Here is a 16,930-nt window from a genome sequence, read left to right as displayed (position 1 = left end):
TCGCACGCTCCAGGCGCCCCGCTGCCGCGACATGCACGACCCGAATCACCACGCCTCGGCGTTGCTGGAAGGCTGCGCACGGGGCGATCAGGAGGCCTACGACACACTGTTTGGCCTGGTCTACGCCGATCTGCGTCGTCGCGCGCGCGCGCTCAATCAAGATCATGCGGCCACGCTGTCGACGACGGCGCTGGTCCACGAGGCCTATCTCAGCCTCGCCGGCGCGCATTTGGCCCTCAACGACCAAGCGCACTTCTTCCGAATCGCGGCCCGCGCGATGCGTCGCATCCTCATCGACGCCAGTCGCCGCCGCAATGCCGACAAACGCGGCAATGGCATGGAAAGCCTGACCCTCGATCCCGATCTGGCCATGCAGGCGCAGGATCTGGACCTGTTTGCCCTCGATCAGGCGCTCGAACAGCTTGCCGTGGCCGAGCCACGCATGGCGCAAGTGGTCGAACTGCATTTTTACGCCGGCCTCGAATTTGTCGCGATCGCGCAGATGATGGAGTTGTCCGAGCGCACGGTCGCGCGCGACTGGCGCACGGCGCGCGCCCTGCTTCTGCAGTCGCTGGGCGATATCGCCGCGGCCCAGCCATGACCGGCTTGGACCCACGCAAGATCCGCCTGCTGCATGCGGCGCTCGATCTCGAACCCGCCGAACGCGATGCCTTCGTGGTGCACGCATGCGCCGACGATGCGGACTTGCTCGCGGCGCTGCGCGCCTTGCTCGCGCTCGACGCAAGTCCGGGCTTGCCGCTCGATCGTCCACTCGAGCAGCATGCCGCGAAGCTGCTCGAAGACAGCCACGACGATGCCGAACAAGCGCACAGCGGGCTTCGCATCGGCGCCTGGCGACTGCTGCGCGAGCTGGGTCGTGGCGGCATGGGCTCGGTCTGGCTCGGCGAACGCGATGATGGCCAGTATCGGCAGCAGGTGGCGATCAAGCTGATTCGTCTTGGCATGGACAGCGAGCACATCCTGCGTCAGTTCCGCCGCGAGCGCGCCTTGCTCGCGCGCCTGCAGCATCCCAACATCGCCCAGCTCATCGACGGCGGCATCGACCAACGTGGTCGCCCCTGGTTCGCGATGGAATACGTCGCCGGCATCGGCCTCGGCCAGTGGCTCGAACGCGAACAGGCCACCCTGCGCGAGCGCTTGCAGCTGTTCGTCAAACTCTGCCGCGCGGTCGCCCACGCTCACCGACAGCTGATCGTGCACCGCGATCTCAAACCTTCGAACGTGCTGGTGCAGGCCGACGGTGAGCCGCGCCTGCTCGATTTCGGCATTGCCCGACTGGTCGATCAGGATGCGGACGAACGCACTGCGACGATGCAACACTTTCTCACCCGCGACTTCGCCGCGCCCGAACAATTGCGTGGCGAGCCTGCGGGTACGTCGGCTGACGTCTACGCGCTCGGCTTGATCCTGTTCGAACTGCTCACCGGCCAGCGCTACCGCAAGCTGCATGCGCTGGGCAATGTCACCCTGCGCCCGAGCAGCGTGCTTGATGCCGGCGCGACCGGTTCCGGCGCGATCGACCGCGCACAGCTGCGCGGCGACCTCGATGCCATCGTCGCGCATGCGCTCGCCGACGACCCCACGCGTCGCTATGCCGATGCCCAGCAACTCGGCGACGACGTGCAGCGCCATCTCGACGACGCACCGATCAAGGCGCGGCCCGATCGCTTCGGCTATCGCGCGGGCAAGTTCCTGCATCGCAACCGCGCCACGGTCGCGGTTGGCATCCTGGGCCTGCTTGCACTGTTTGCCGCCAGCGGCATTGCGATCCGGCAGGCGATCGAGAAGACCGTCGAGGCGGAGCGTGCGCGCGTCGCACTCAAGCAGTCCGAGGCGACACGCAAGTTCATCAGCTCGGTCTTTCTCGAAGCCGATCCGGCCAGTGCCAAGGGCGCGGACACGACCGCAGGCGAACTGCTGGCCGCCGCACGCGAGCGCATTGCGCGTGAACTTTCAGGCGAGCCGGAAGTGGCGGCCGAATTGCTCGACCAGATCGGCAATACCTACGTTTCGCTCGGCGACGCCGAACTCGCACGCGCGACGCTCAAGCAAGCGCTCACGTTCAATGAACGCGCTCGGCACCCTTCGCTGGCGATCGCCGCCTCGGCCGGCGGCCGCCTCGCATACTATGCCTTCGGCGATGGCGAACAAGCAGCCTCCCTCGCGCAGATCGATACGCTGATTGCACGCCTGCGCAAGGCCGGGAACGAGGATCCCGAGCTTGCCGCGCAACTGGCAAAAATGCACGAGTTCAGGGGCAGCATGCTCTACGCGATGGGCCGCAAGCAGGACGCACGCGCGGCCAAGCAGGCTGCGGTCGCCCTCTGGAGCACGCTGCGCGGCGAGCATCCGCTGGAGTATCTGTTCGCCGAACTCGGCCTGTCTGATCTCAATGCCGCCCTGGGTGACGGCCAGGCTGCACTCGAAGGCGCGCAGCGCGCACTCGCCGATCCGCACTTGCAGGGCGCCGATGCGCCACCGGCCCTCGTGCTGGTTGCACGTGGCGCACGCGTGCGTGCACTGCAAGCCCTGGGTCGGCATGCGCAGGTCGAACCCATGCTGCGCGAGTTGATCGACGCACATGCTGCGCAGTACGGCATCGACAACAGCATGACGCGCTACTGGCGTTTCCGTCATGCCGAGACCTTGCACGCGCTCGGCCGCCTCGACGAAGCGCAGGCCGTCGCCGATGCCGTGATCGCACTGCCGGCCGATGGCAGCGCCGCCTACCGTCGCACCCGCACCGTGGTGCTTGCGGCGCGCATCGCCCGTGACCGCAACGCCACCGACGCCGCAGCCCGCATCAGGGATGCACAGGCGGCCGCCTGTGGCAGCGAAGGCAACGCCGACCTTTGCCGCGAAGCCCGCGATCTGGCGAACACGACCGGATCCGCCAGCACCCGCGCCGTTTCGTCCTGAAAGACCACGCTGCCGCAAGCGGCAGTGCTGCGGCGCACAACCCGGCGCAGGGCGAGACGCTGGCATCGTCGCGTTCCGCGATCCACCCGCGGGCGCCTGCCGCCGCCCATTCTGCAGGATGGACCGTCCGTCCGGCGCTCGCGGGGCGTCGCGCAAGTTCACATTCCCCTGGTCGCCATCTCGCGCATAATGGCGGCGGATACCGCTACCCGAAATGCAGTGACCGCCGGCCATGAAACCGACGCGACATCTCGTCCTCGCAGGCGCCTCGCCGAATGACGCTGCCGAGCTGACGGCATTCCTGCGCGTGCTGCATTCCCAGCTCGATCATGACTGGACCTTCGCCAATGATGGCGACGAAGTCGATCTGGTCATTGCCGACCTCGCTGATTTCGGCGGTCGTTGCGCGCGCATCCGCGCACTTGATGAAGGGCGTCATCTGGTGATCCTTGCCGATCCAGGCGCCGATGTCCTTGATGCCGAGCTGGTGCTGTTGCGTCCACTGTCGCCCAAGGCCATTACCGGACTCCTCAATCATGTCGGCGCCACCACGCCGCCCACGCCGCGCCGGCTGATTGACTTCAGCGTGCACGAACGTCAGATCGGAAAGCATTCCGGCGGCAGGAAAGCCTACTCGTCCAAGCGTGAAACAGACGGCGATGACACGCGTGCGAACTTCCTCGACATCCAGTACGAGCGCCGCTGCACACCGCTCGACGCCCTGCTCAAGCGCGGCGCGCTGCTGATCCGCCGCCCCGGCTTGCCGCCGCTGCTGGTCGATCCGGTCACCGAGCTGTTCCACACCAGTGCACGCATGTGCGAGCTCGAGCCGTATTTCCTCGATCCCCTGCAAGGTCACGAATACCAGCGTGTCGGCGGCTCGCAGCTGGCGCGCCTGCAGACCGAGCATGAAGGACGCCCGCTGGCACGGTTGCGCTGGCTGAATGCCTTCCTGCGCTCCAATGGCTATCTCGCCAAACATCTCGATCCGACTGCAACCTACAAGCTGCGCCACTGGCTGCCGCTGGACAACGATTACCGCAAGCAACACCGCATCGCGCTTACCCTCATGCGCGAAGCACCGCTGCACGAAATCGCCGCCCATGCCAAGGCGAAAATGGCCGACGTATTCGACGTGGTCAACGCATATGACACGCTCGGCCTGCTCGAGACCCGGCGCCAATCGAGCCGCTCCGCAGAAGAGCAGAAGGCAACTGCACGCAAGCGCAGTTCGGCCAAGACGCGCAAGATGATCGCTGCCTCGCTGCTACCGCGCTGAAAATTGCATGCGCCCGGTTGCAGCGCGACGTCAACAATCGTTGGGGTGATTCGGGCAAGGCTGCGCAAGGCCGCTCGCTGCTGCTACCGTGCACCCTTTCCGCAACCCGCGTGATCCGACCGTGAATATCCATCTTGCCCTGCAACCCCTGCTCGCCCTGCTTGCCGGCATCCTGATTCTGATCCGCCCGAAGCTGCTCAGTCTGATCGTCGCGATCTATCTGATCGTGGTGGGCGTGCTCGGCCTGTTTCCCGGCTTGCGTCTGTGATCAGACCCGTGTGCGTGCGTTGTCCGCTGCAACCCTGCGTGCGCCGCTGACGCCCATGCGTGTCAGGATGCTCGCTGCGCGAATGCGTACCGCGTGCCTGCGTGCGTGCTGGCTGCTCGTGCTTGCCGGCACGCATGCACATGCTGCGCGCGTCAGCGCCCGGATCGAAGGCATCGAAGGCGCACTGCTTGATGCAGTGAAGAGTGCCATCGAGATCAACCAGTACCATGACCGCGACATCACCGATGCGCAGTTGCATCGCCTTTTCGAACGCGCACCAGCACAGGCACGCAAGGCACTCGAACCGCTGGGTTACTTCGATGCCAGCGTCGACGCGCAATTGCGCGAAGATGCCGGGGCGACGGTCGCGGTGTTGCGCGTCACGCCTGGTCCGGCCACCCGCGTGACCACGCTCGACATCGAATTGGACGGCGATGCCGAGGGCCAGCGCGAAGTGCGCAAGGCGCTGGCCGGCTTCACGCCGGCCAAGGACCAGACGCTCGACCAGGCGGCCTACGAAAGAAGCAAGGCGATCGTGCAGGCTGCGCTGGCAGCCAGCGGCTACCTCGACGCGCAGCTGGTCACCCATCAGGTCGAAGTCACGCGCGCAAGCCACAGCGCGCAGATCCATCTGGCCTGGAAGGTCGGCGCGCGTCATCGCTTCGGCGCGACGACTTTCGAAGGCAGCCAGTTTCCCGACGCCCTGCTCGAGCGCTACATACCTTGGCGCGAGGGCGATTTCTACACGCAGGAGCGCCTGCTCGCATTTCAGCAGCGCCTGATTGACGCCGACTACTTCTCGATCGCCCAGGTGCAGCCCGATCTCGACCATGTGCAAGACGAGGTGGTACCGATCAAGGTGCTGCTGGCGCCGGCCAAGCGCACGATTTACACCGGCGGCGTGTTCATCGGCACCGATACCGGCCCGGGCGTGCGCGGCGGAATTTCCCGCCGCTGGATCAATTCGCGCGGGCACAAGCTTTCATTCAACGTGCTTGCCGCAACCCAACTCAAGACCGCCTCGGTGCAATACCAGATTCCGCTCGCCGGTGCCGACAACCACAGCATCGGGTTCGGCGCCAATTTCCGCAACGAGGATACCGATGCCGCCTATTCGCGCACCTTCGGACTGGCCGCCAGTGATTCGCGGCTCTGGCACGGCTGGACGCGCACGCTTGCGGCGAAGTTTCTCACCGGGAATTTCAAGGTCGCCAACCTGGATGGCGACAGCACCTTGCTCTATCCGGAAATCAGCTTGACGCGCAAGCGGGCCGACGAGCCGATGTTCGTGCGCGACGGTTGGTCGCTGACGTTGAACGCACGCGCCGGCGCACACGGTTTGCTTTCAGACACGAGCTTCGTGCAAACCAGTGCCGATGCGAAATGGATCCGTGGCCTGGGCGACCATTCGCGCTTCATCGCCCGTGGCGCGCTGGGCGCAACCTGGACCAGCGGGTTCGACAAGCTGCCGCCCGAACTGCGCTTTTTCGCCGGCGGCGACCGTTCGATCCGCGGTTACGCCTACCAGACGATTGGTCCGGCACTGCCTGCGGCGCTGGTGCCGATCGCCCGCGCCCAGTGCGCTGCCCACCCGAACCGTACCTGCCAGGACCTCGTCATCGGCGGCAAATTCCTCACCGTGGCGAGCGCCGAATACGAGTACTACTTCAAGCCGAATTGGGGCATTGCCGCCTTCGTCGACAGCGGTGATGCATTCAGCACCTTTGGCGACTATGACCAGAAGATCGGCGTCGGCATTGGCGCACGCTGGCGTTCTCCGGTGGGTCTGATCCGCATTGACCTGGGCGTGCCGGTCGCCGACAGCGACCATCACGGCGTGCAGCTCCACATCGTCATCGGGCCCGACCTGTGAGCGCGCACGCACGCTCATCGCATCTGCGGTCGCGCAACACGCAGCGCGGCATCGCGCTGCGTCGACTGCTCAAGTGGATCGGCATTGGCATTCTTGCCTTGATCGCCGTCCTCGCACTCGCGCTGTGGTGGCTGCTCGGCAGCGAAGCGGGCGCTCGCTTCGTGCTTGCGCGTGCAGTCGGCGCGCTCGATGGCAAGCTCGCAGTGGCGCGCAGTCACGGCAGCCTGGGCGGATCGCTCGTGCTCGAAGATCTGCGCTGGAACGATCCTGCCGCGGGGGTCGATGCAAGGCTCGCGCGATTGCAGGTCGAGCTGCGGCCGCTGGCCTTGCTCGCCGCACGCGCGCACGTGAGCACGCTCGAGCTCGACCAGCTCGAACTGGCGCTGACCACGGTCGCCAAACCGGATGCGCCGCCTTCCGGGTCGATCTCGCTTGCGGCGCCGCTGGACATCGCGCTCGATCACCTGGGCGTGCGCGATGCACGCATCAGCCAGGACGGCAAGCCGATATTAGCGCTCGACCGTCTCGATGCCGGCGCAGCGTGGACAAGCGATGGCATTGCACTCAAATCCTTCACGCTGCGCGCGCCCGAGGGCTCGCTCGACCTGCACGGCAACATCGCTGCAAGTCCCGGCCATGCGGGCAATGCCGAGGCGCGCTTTCGCTGGAAACTGGCTGAAGTCGACTACGGCGGCACGCTCAAGGCGCAGGGCGATGGCCGCAAGGCCATGCTGGCATTGAATCTCGATGCGCCCACACCGGCGAAGTTCGAGTTCGAACTCGCGCAGACCGATGCGCTCGCGTGGACGCTGCGCGCGCAGGTGCCGCAGTTCGATCCGCAGCTCGTGCACGCCGCAACCTCGCTCAAGGCGCTCGCGCTCGATCTGGAGGGCCGCGGCGACAAGCATGCGGGCGCGATCGAAGCCACGCTCACGCTTGATGAGCATGCCGTGCAGCTTGCACCGCTGCGCTACGCGTTGGACAAGCAGACTCTGCGCATCGAATCACTCGCGCTCAAGTCAAGAGATCAACCCGGCCAGCTCGATGCCAAGGGCAGCCTGCAACTGGATGCCAAACCGCCCTCGGCACAGGCGCAGATCACTTGGAGCGGCATCGAACTGCCCGCCGAACTGATCGGCCAGGCCCTCGCCACGCACGGCAGTCTCAGCGCAAACGGCAACGCGGAAAAATTCCATGTCGACGGTACGGCCGCGATCGGCCCGCCGGGACAGCTCGCCGACCTCGCCTTTGATCTCGATGGCACGCCGCAAGTCATCACGCTCAAGCAGCTTGCGCTCAAGCAAACCAGAGGCGGGCTGGATGCGCAGGGCTCGCTCACCCTGCAACCCGCCTTGGGCTGGGACATCACGGCCAAGGCAAGCCGCCTCGATCCCGGCGCGTTTGCCGCGGCTTGGCCGGGCGCGCTCGATTTCGACCTGTCCAGCCGAGGCACCCTCGTCGATCAGGGTGCCCAGGCCACGCTCAAACTCGAACACCTCGGCGGCACGCTGCGCCGGCAAGTCCTGAGTGGTCACGCCGATCTGCAGATAAATCCCGGTTTCGCGGTCGATGGCGCGCTCGCGCTGCGCGCGGGCAAGAGCCACATCGACATCGCCGGGCGCGGCGGCGAGCACAGCGATGCGACGATCCAGTTCGCGCTCCCCGCCCTCGGCGACTGGCTGCCCGATCTGGGTGGTGGCCTCGACGGACAGTTCCGCGTGCAGGGCAAGTGGCCCGCGCTGGCGATCACGGGAGCCGCGCGTGGTCGCGCGCTCAAGCTTGGCAGCACGCAAATCGACAGCTTCGACCTCGATGCCGAGATTGCCAATCTCGACACTGCACACGGCCGCCTCGCGCTCAAGCTCGACCAGATCGATGCGGGCGCACTGCATTTCAACACGCTCGATCTGCGCGCCGATGGTGCGCTCGCGGCTCATCAGCTCGAACTCGATGCCGAAGGCACACCACTCGGTCTCAAGTTCGCGCTCGACGGCAAGGCAGACGCCGCAGGCGAGTGGAACGGCACGCTGCGCACGCTCGACATCCACCCCGAAAACCTGCCTGCGCTTGCGCTGCGCGAACCGGTGACGCTTGCCTGGCACAAGCACGCGTTCAGCAGCAGCCCGCTGTGCCTTGGTGGCGGCGATGCGAGCCTGTGCGCAAGCGCCAATGTCGCCACCGATGGCGCCATGCAGGCGCAGTACCGCATCGAGCGCTTGCCGCTCGCCCTGCTCATGCAATTGGCGGCAAGCCAAACGCCTCTGCGCATTGCAGGCGATATCATCGGCGCCGGCGAGATTCGCCGCAGCAGTGCGGGCGCGCTCGATGGCAAGGCGCATCTGCAGTCGATGCAGGGCGCGCTTGCACATGTCGACCATGCGCAGACACCACTGCTGCGCTGGAACGATTTCACGCTCGATGCCACGCTCACGCCGCAGTCGACGCAGGCGAGCGTGCACGCCGCCTTCGACCACGATGGCAGACTCGATGGCACACTCGCGTTCGACGGCCCGATCGCCGCCAGCACCGCAATGTCGGGGCATCTCGACCTTGCGCTCAACAGCCTCGCCTTCGTCGATCTGCTCACTGCCGAAGTCGCCGACACCCAAGGCCGCATTCAAGCCAACTACCGCATCGATGGCAGTCTTGCGGCGCCGCAGGTGAGTGGCATGGCGCACTTGCAGGGACTTGCGGTGGAAATTCCCGCGGCCGGCCTCAAACTCCACGATGGCAATCTCGACATCGCGGTCAGCGACATCGACCACTTCACGCTCGATGGCTCGCTCAAGTCCGGTGACGGCATGCTCACCCTCAAGGGCAGCGGCGGAAGTTCCGCGCAGGCGCCACTGCAGGTGACCATCAAGGGTGAGCGTTTCCTCGCCGCCGACATCCCGGCCGCGAAGGTGATCATTTCACCCGACCTCACACTCGAGCGCGATGCCAAGCTGCTCACGCTCGGCGGCCGAGTGAAGATCCCGCAGACTGCGATCGACCTGGGCAAGCTGCCCGGCGGTGGCGGCGCCAGCCAATCCTCGCCCGATGTGGTCATCGTCGATGCCGAGCCGGTGGCGGCAGCCAAGCCCTTGCCGGTGGTCGTCGCGGTCGACATCGAACTCGGTGACGAGGTCAGGCTCGCGGGCATGGGACTGGATGGCCAGATCAGCGGCCGGCTGCGCATCGATCAAAGACCGGGCCGCCAGCCCACCGGCACCGGCACGCTCAATGCGCAAGGAACCTACCGCGCCTACGGTCAGAACCTCACGATCGAAACCGGCCGTCTGTTGTTCGCGGGCAGTCCGCTCGACAATCCAGGCTTGGATATCCGCGCGGTGCGCAAGATCCTCGGCGCCTCGGGCGGCCAGCTCGACGACAGCATCACCGCGGGCCTGCAGGTGCGCGGCACCGCCTTGCTGCCCGTGCTCACGGTGTTCTCGCAGCCGTCGATGGAGCAGTCCGAAGCGCTGTCGTATCTGCTCACCGGCAAGCCGCTGTCGAGCCTCAAGAGCGGCGAAGGTGACATGCTCGGTGCCGCCGCGCGTGCACTCGGCAGCGCCACCGGCGACCTGCTTGCCAAGGGCATCGGTGCACGCCTGGGCGTGGATGCGGGCGTCTCCGACAACGCCGCGCTGGGCGGCGCGGCCTTCACGGTCGGCAAATACCTCTCACCCAAACTGTATCTGAGCTATGGCGTGGGCCTGTTCACGCCGGGCGAAGTCGTCACGCTCAAGTACCTGTTCAGCAAGCGCTGGAACTTCGAGGCTCAGAACGCGACCACCGGCAGTCGCGCCGGTTTCAATTATCGGCACGAACGCTGAAGTGGCGCTCCATGGGCCCAGGTGCGCGGCGCTTGCCAGCGCACGCGGGCCCTCACCCTGATTCCCCGCGCAGCGGGATCAGCCCGTCACGCGACGCTTGCGCAGCGCGATGCCGACGAGCAGCGCGACCAGGCCGAGCATCGCCCAGGTCGACAGCGTCGGCGCCGACAGCGCCGGCGTACCCGTGACGCCGGCCACCACGCGCACATCGTCGAGCGCAGGCCCGCTGTTCGATGCGGCCAGACTGGTGAAGCTCAAGGTCGTGCTCGAACCCGAGGCGGTGAAGCTGTAGGTCTGATCGGCCCAGCCCATGTTGCTGGTGCTGTTGCCCGAGGGTGTGACTGAATAGTCTGTTGCCGGCCCGCCGGTCGCCGCAACGCGAAGCGTCTTGGTCGCCGGCGCGCCTCCGTCGGGATTGCCGGCCAGACTGAAAGTGACGGTATAGCTCGCACCGGCGACGGTGTCGAAGGTCTGGGCGATGGTGCCGGCCTGGGTGCCACTCATGTCGAGCGAATGCTGCCCCGCCGCGGCCTGCCAGAAATCGGTATCCATGTAGTCGATGTCGCCGCTGCCGATCGTCCAGCCCGCGAGTCGGGTGTCGCCAACACCCAGCGTCGTCACCCAAGCAGCCGAATTGCCGGATTTCACCGGACCCGGGCCGTCTTCGAAACTGCCGTTCTGAAACGGTGCGGCCTGCGCCGCGGTGGCGGCAATGACACTGGCAGCAATCAGCAACAACATCGTCTTCAGGGGTTTCATCGTTTGACTCCTTGCGGTGATGGACATGAGGTCGACCTGCGTTTGCATACCGCCTGGCAGCGCGGATCCCGATCCATAACGCAATTCCGGGCGCGTATCCCCAACACCGTGGCAGCCGACTTCCACCGACCCATGCGGCGTCGCCCGCAAACTCCCGTGGCATGACACGCGCAGGCAAGGACCGTACCCGCCGCGCGCCCACGCTATGATCGCGGCGAGCAACAGGGGCATCGAGACTCACCCGTGGGCAAGGATCGGCTGACCAGCGCGACGACCCGTCTGCGCACAGCAGGTACGGCGACCGGCAATTGCCGCCAGGAATCCGCCGGCAAAGTTGCCCGCCGACTTGGCCTCGCCGCGTTGCTGCTTGCCTCGAGCCTGCTGGTCGATCCCTCTGCGGGCCGCGCTGCGGAACTCGACCTGGGCGATCTCTCGGCCCCCACCTTCGTCACCTTCACCAGCCGCGATGGCGTTTCCGAATCGGTCGCAAGCGCCGTGCAGACCGACAAGGACGGCTTCGTCTGGCTCAGCACTGCGCACGGGCTGGCGCGCTACGATGGCCATTCGTGGAGCAGCGCGGGGCCGCAGGCCATCAAGGGCACGCTGGGCGCGTTCCTGGTCGATCACCAGGGCACTCTGTGGGTTGCCTTCCGTGACCGCGGCATCGGCCGCTGGGACGGCACGTCCTGGCATAGGCAGGGCCGTGGCACGGGCCTGCCGACCAATCAGGTTTCGAGTCTGGCCGAGACCTTCGATGCCGATGGTCATCCTTCGCTGTGGCTCGCCAGCGGCGACGCCGGGCTGCTCGAACGCGATGCGCAAGGCCGCTGACTGCCCGCGGCGGGCGCCGAACAGCTCCCGCGCTTCATCCTGTCGGTCGCCGCGACAACACGGATCGGTGGCCGACCCCGCCTGTGGGTGACGACGCTCGACGGCCTGTGGTTTCGTCAGGACGGCCAATGGCAAAAGCTCGAGCTGGCAAGCAGCGGGGCCGACGGCTTGCGCACGACGGGGCGCGGCGAGCGCGAACAACTGTGGATCGCCACGATCGGGCATGGCCTGTGGCGCATCGACCGCAACGGTGTTCGGCACTGGAGCGCCGAAACCGGCGAATTGCCCAGTGACGACCTGTATTCGATGGCCGTCAGCGGCAGCGACGAGGATCCGGTGCTGTGGGTCAGCAGCCGCGCCGGCGTCGTGCGCATCCACAAGGACCGCGCCCGCACCTTCGATCGCAGTCATGGCCTGCCGTCCGACGCGGTGCGCGGACTGAGCATCTGGCGCAGCCCCGATGGCGTCGACGTGCTGTGGCTTGCCACCGAATCGGGCGTGGCCCGTGCCGTGCTCGGCGGCAGCCAGTGGCATACCGTGTCCCTGCTCGGCGAACACGGCACCGGCGTGTTCGGTCTGTTGCCCGAAGCCGATGCTCACGGCGGCCAGCGCCTGTGGGTGGCCGCCAATGCGGACGGCCTGGGTCTTTTCGAAAATGGCACGTGGCGAAACTTCTCGCAGGCCAACGGCCTGTTGCCCAGCAACGACGCAGGCATGATCCGCCGCACGCTCGACGGATCAGGCAAATCGACCCTGTGGCTGGCGATGAGTGGCGGCCACCTGCTGCGGGTGGATGAACCCGGCCCCCGCTTCGTTGAAGTCGACACGCCCTGGCCGGCAAACCCGGGGCTGGCGGCTCAGGACGTGGTGAGCACCCTCGTCGACGGCAAGACCACGTACTGGTTTGCGCTCAACACCGGTGGCGTCCAGCGCCTGCGTGAGGGGGTCTGGACGGCGTACACGGCCAAGGGCATCGACGGCATCTGGCGCGTGCGGCGCCTGATTTCGCAGGTCGACGAAAAAGGTCGCAACTGGTTGTGGGCGGCCGGCAGCAACGGTCTGGCGCGCTTCGATGGCGAACGCTGGGATGCGACCGTGGTCAAGCTTCCCGATACCTACCTGCAGGGCATGAACCTGCTGCGCGACGATGCCGGTCGCTCGGTGCTCTGGCTTGGCACGCGCAATTCCGCGATCGTGCGCGTGGATGTCAGCGATCCGACCCGGCCGCACGTGTTGCCGGACGATCTGCCCGCCGCGCCCGACCCGTCTGCCTATGGCGCCGTGCGCGACTCGAAGGGACGCATCTACGTTTGCACCAACGCCGGCGTGCAGCAACTCACCCCGTATGACGGCAGCTTTCAATCACGCGTGTTCACCCGACGTGACGGCCTGCTCAACGATGAATGCAACGGCGGTTCACAACTTGTCGACGATCAGGATCGCTTCTGGACCGGCACCCTCGGCGGCGCCGCGATGTTCGATCCGGCCGTGCGCATCCACGATGGCACGCCCAAGCCACTGCGCTGGCTGGGCGCACAGATCGACGGCAAGTCGATTGACGGCACCGCGATCGAGGTGCCGCCGGGTCGCCATGAGTTGATCGCGCGCTTCGCCCTGCTGAGTTGGCAACGCGAAGCCGAATCGCGCTTTCGCAGTCAGCTGATCGGCTATGAACGCGAGCCCGCAGCCTGGAGCCCGCAGAATTACCGCGTGTTTTCCAGCCTGCCGCCCGGTCGCTACCGCTTGCGCATCGAGGCGCATGACTATGCCGGCAATGCGAGCGCGCCGCTCGAAGTGGCGATCGCAGTTCAGCCACGGTGGTGGCAGCGCAGCTGGGCATGGGCGCTGGGCCTGGCGCTGATCGCCGCCCTGATCATGATGGCCTGGCGCTGGCGCGTGCACAGTCTCAAGGGCGCGCGGCGCGTGCTCGAACGACAGATCGCCGAACGCACCGAAGAACTGCACGAAGCCAACCGCCGCCTGCGCGAACTGTCCTACAGCGACTCCCTGACCGGCCTGGCGAATCGACGCCTGCTGCTCGAAAACCTGCATCATCACGCCCGCGCCGAAGGCGGCACCCTGCTCTCGATGATCAGCATCGACGTCGACCGCTTCAAGGATTACAACGATCGACATGGCCACCCCGCGGATGATGAGGCCCTGCGCAGCGTGGCCGAGGTGATGCTTCAATGCGCGCCACCGGGCGCCGTCGTTGCCCGCCAGGGCGGCGAGGAATTCAGTTGCGTCATCGCCCAAGCCGACATCGGCCAGGCGTGCAGGCTCGCCGAGGCGATCCGTGTTGCCGTCGCCGCGCGCGAGATCGCCGTACCGGGTAGCGAGCGAAGCAATCGCATCACCATCAGTGCCGGTGTCGCCAGCGCCCGCGTCGGCAACGATGCCCAGATGCACGAGCTCTTGCGCAGTGCCGACGTCGCGCTCTATCGGGCCAAACGCGAAGGCCGCAACCGCGTGTGCAGCTGAGGGATCCGCATCAGGCGTCAACCCGCACTTGCTACACTGCAGCGGTTGCCGCCACGAGCGCGGGCCCATGCGCCGATTTCGCCTGACCGAACCGCTGGTGATGCTGGCCACGGTGTTGCAGTGGCTGCTGCTGGCCACCTTCACCGGCACCATCGTCGGCGCCGGCTGCAGTGCGTTCCTGCATCTGCTGTTCGCCAGCGAGGGCCGAATGTACGCGGCGCCGTGGTGGTTGCTCGCACTGCTGCTGCCATTGGCGGGATTGGCCAATGGCCTGCTGCTGCATTATGGCTATCGACTGCGACATTCCAATTTCAGCGATGAACCGATCGTCGCGATCAACGAACAGCTCGGCAAGATGCCGTTCCGTACGCTGTGGATCAAACCCCTGGCCGCCTTGATTACGCTCGGTTGTGGCGGCTCGGCGGGCAAGGAAGGGCCTTGCTCGCATCTGGGCGCAAGCCTTGCCGCCGGCATCGGTCGCCTGCTCCACCTCAATCCGGAAATGCGCAAGCGCCTGCTGGCCTGCGGCGTGAGCGCCGGTTTTTCCAGCGTGTTCGGCACGCCGATCGCCGGCGCGATCTACGGCATCGAGATGCTCGCAATCGGGCGCGTTCGCCACGACTTCCTGTTCCCCGGAATCGTCGCCGGTGTCACCGCGGTTGAGGTCTCGCGCGCTCTGGGCGTGCCCTATCCCCGTTATGCGGTGGATTTTTCCAGTCAGCTGACCGAATGGCTGTTTCTCAAGACCGTGCTGATCGGAATCCTGTGCGGTGCGATCGCGTGGATCTTCGTGGAATTGCTGCGACAGACCCGCAAGCTGTTCGCAAGGCTGCGCCAGCACCTTGACCTGTGGCCGCCCTTGCTGCCGATGCTTGGCGGCCTCGTGATCGCCTTGCTGGCACTGGCGATTCCGCAAACTTACCTGGGCTTGAGTCTGCCGCTCATGGAAAGCGCGCTGCGCGGTGAAGCGACACCTTGGCTGGGTTTCCTGTGGAAGGCTTTGCTGGTCGCGATCACGCTCGGCTCGGGCTTTTACGGCGGCATCGTCACGCCGCAATTCGTGATCGGTGCAGTCGCCGGCGGCGCGTTTGCGCCGCTGCTCGGCTTGCCCCCCGCACTGGGCGCCGCGGTGGGACTGGTCGCCGTGGTTGCGGCAGCTTCGAATACGCCGCTGGCGGCAATCTTCATGGGCGTGGAATTGTTTGGCGCCGACGCCACCCTGCATGTCGCCGGCGCCTGTGTCGCCGCCTACCTCATCATCGGCCACCGCAGCGTGTATCCCGAGCAGCAGATCGCCTTCAGCAAGTCCTCCTGGATTTTCGCCCACGCCGACCTGCCGGTCGGCCAGGAAAAGGTGCGCCTGTCCTATGGCTTGCTGCGTTGGTGGCGCATGCGCCGGCGGCGCGTGCGCAATTCGCCCTGATCACGCCAGCCGCTGCCGTTCAGCGCCGCCCGGCAGCGACATCGGCAAGCAGGTGGCGCAGCGGCGGAAAGCGCCCGGCGCTCGCGAGCGCGAGGCCGCGCAGCGCCACCAGCGGTCGACTCGACGCGCCGAACACCCGCTCGATCGCGTCGAAACCGCGAGCCGCCAGCGTGGTCTGGCTGCGCCGTTCGCGCTCGAAGCGTCGCAGCACATGCCAGGCACCCGGATCACTGTCACGCGCACGCGCCTCGTTGAGCACGCGCCGCAGGCAGGTGACATCGCGCAGACCAAGATTCATGCCCTGCCCGGCGAGCGGATGCACCAGATGCGCGGCATCGCCGACCAGCACGCAACGCCCCTGCACGAATTGCCCGGCCAGGCGCAGTCGCAAGGGGAATGCGGCGCGGCGCGAGACCGACGCAATCGGTCCGAGGCGGAAATCAAACGCGGCGCCGAGTTCGGCGCAAAACGCGGCGTCGTCGAGCGCGAGCACGCGTGCGGCTTCGGCCTCGGGCAGGGACCACACGATCGAACTGCGCTCATCGGCGAGCGGCAGGAATGCCAGTGGGCCGGTGGGCAGGAAGCGCTGCCACGCAGTGCCTTCGTGCGGGCGTTCACTGCGAACATGCGCAACCACCGCGCGCGCACCGTAGTCGCGCCCTTCAAAGGCAATGCCAAGCCGCTGGCGCAGCGAAGACTCGCCGCCTTCGGCACTCACCAGCAAGCGCGCACGCAAGCGGGTACCATCGCCAAGCGTCACACCGATGCCATCAGCGTCTTCCTCGACTGCGTTGATCTCGGCCGGGCAATGCAGGATCGGCGCCGGGCTGTCGTCAGCGCGCGTGGCAAGCGCCGTCCACAAGGCGTGCTGAATCAGCTTGTTCTCGATGATCCAGCCGAGCGCCGCCTCGCCGCGTTCGGTGGCGTCGAAGCGCAGCTCGCCCGCGGCCTGCGCATCCCACACGCACATGCGCTGGAACGGGGATGCTCGCATCTGCGCGATCGGCGCCCACACACCCAGATCTTCGAGCAAGTCACGCGCGTCGGGCGCGAGCGCCACCACGCGCAAATCGACTTCGTCCTCGAGGCGCCAGCGGCTCGGCTCGCGCGCCTCGACCACGGCGACGTTGAACCCATCGCGCGCAAGCCCCAGCGCGAGTGCGCCGCCGGCGGCGCCCGCGCCGACCACGATGACATCGAACTCACCCCGCCGCGGGGCACGCCGCGAACGCGCGTTCATGCGCGCCCTCCACCCGTGTGC

At 66.7% G+C, this 16,930-nt stretch carries 11 protein-coding genes; 9 read left to right on the top strand and 2 right to left on the bottom strand.

Annotation, left to right across the window (positions count from 1 at the left end):
* Positions 1-31 precede the first annotated feature (31 nt).
* The 6 genes from KF759_RS03355 to KF759_RS03330 all read left to right on the top strand — a co-directional run bounded on the left by KF759_RS03355 (position 32) and on the right by KF759_RS03330 (position 10,175).
* Positions 32-601: an ECF-type sigma factor gene (locus tag KF759_RS03355; protein ID WP_291222988.1), complete on the top strand. Its 570-nt coding sequence runs from the start codon at positions 32-34 to the stop codon at positions 599-601.
* Positions 598-2,940: a serine/threonine-protein kinase gene (locus KF759_RS03350; RefSeq protein WP_291222987.1), complete on the top strand. Its 2,343-nt coding sequence runs from the start codon at positions 598-600 to the stop codon at positions 2,938-2,940. The genes KF759_RS03355 and KF759_RS03350 overlap by 4 nt, the downstream gene beginning before the upstream one ends.
* A 232-nt stretch (positions 2,941-3,172) precedes the next feature.
* Complete coding sequence (locus tag KF759_RS03345; protein ID WP_291222986.1) at positions 3,173-4,219, top strand: hypothetical protein; 1,047 nt, start codon at positions 3,173-3,175, stop codon at positions 4,217-4,219.
* Between the two features lie 121 nt (positions 4,220-4,340).
* Positions 4,341-4,487: a DUF3096 domain-containing protein gene (locus KF759_RS03340; protein WP_291222985.1), complete on the top strand. Its 147-nt coding sequence runs from the start codon at positions 4,341-4,343 to the stop codon at positions 4,485-4,487.
* A gap of 55 nt (positions 4,488-4,542) precedes the next feature.
* Positions 4,543-6,360: an autotransporter assembly complex family protein gene (locus KF759_RS03335; RefSeq protein WP_291222984.1), complete on the top strand. Its 1,818-nt coding sequence runs from the start codon at positions 4,543-4,545 to the stop codon at positions 6,358-6,360.
* Complete coding sequence (locus tag KF759_RS03330; RefSeq protein ID WP_291222983.1) at positions 6,357-10,175, top strand: translocation/assembly module TamB domain-containing protein; 3,819 nt, start codon at positions 6,357-6,359, stop codon at positions 10,173-10,175. Before KF759_RS03335 ends, KF759_RS03330 begins: the two co-directional genes overlap by 4 nt.
* A 78-nt stretch (positions 10,176-10,253) precedes the next feature.
* On the opposite strand, the gene KF759_RS03325 is transcribed toward KF759_RS03330, so the two are convergent.
* The gene (locus KF759_RS03325; RefSeq protein WP_291222982.1) at positions 10,254-10,934 is read right to left on the bottom strand and encodes a choice-of-anchor C family protein; all 681 of its coding nucleotides are present in this window, start codon (positions 10,932-10,934) and stop codon (positions 10,254-10,256) included.
* Between the two features lie 243 nt (positions 10,935-11,177).
* On the opposite strand from KF759_RS03325, the gene KF759_RS03320 reads away from it, so the two are divergent.
* From KF759_RS03320 to KF759_RS03310, 3 genes are all read left to right on the top strand, one after another.
* The gene (locus KF759_RS03320) at positions 11,178-11,765 is read left to right on the top strand and encodes a hypothetical protein (protein ID WP_291222981.1); all 588 of its coding nucleotides are present in this window, start codon (positions 11,178-11,180) and stop codon (positions 11,763-11,765) included.
* Positions 11,766-11,852: 87 nt separating this feature from the next.
* Positions 11,853-14,246: a diguanylate cyclase gene (locus tag KF759_RS03315; protein ID WP_291222980.1), complete on the top strand. Its 2,394-nt coding sequence runs from the start codon at positions 11,853-11,855 to the stop codon at positions 14,244-14,246.
* Between the two features lie 67 nt (positions 14,247-14,313).
* A complete protein-coding gene (locus KF759_RS03310) occupies positions 14,314-15,669 on the top strand; it encodes a chloride channel protein (RefSeq protein ID WP_291222979.1) in 1,356 nt (451 codons plus the stop codon).
* A gap of 19 nt (positions 15,670-15,688) precedes the next feature.
* Here the strand turns inward: KF759_RS03310 and KF759_RS03305 are convergent, their stop codons facing one another.
* Positions 15,689-16,909: a UbiH/UbiF/VisC/COQ6 family ubiquinone biosynthesis hydroxylase gene (locus KF759_RS03305; protein WP_291222978.1), complete on the bottom strand. Its 1,221-nt coding sequence runs from the start codon at positions 16,907-16,909 to the stop codon at positions 15,689-15,691.
* Positions 16,910-16,930: the final 21 nt, after the last annotated feature.

Source organism: Dokdonella sp., assembly GCF_019634815.1.
Classification (GTDB): domain Bacteria; phylum Pseudomonadota; class Gammaproteobacteria; order Xanthomonadales; family Rhodanobacteraceae; genus Dokdonella_A.
Note: the sequence above shows the minus strand (reverse complement) of the source record. Positions and strands in the feature narration are given on the sequence as shown.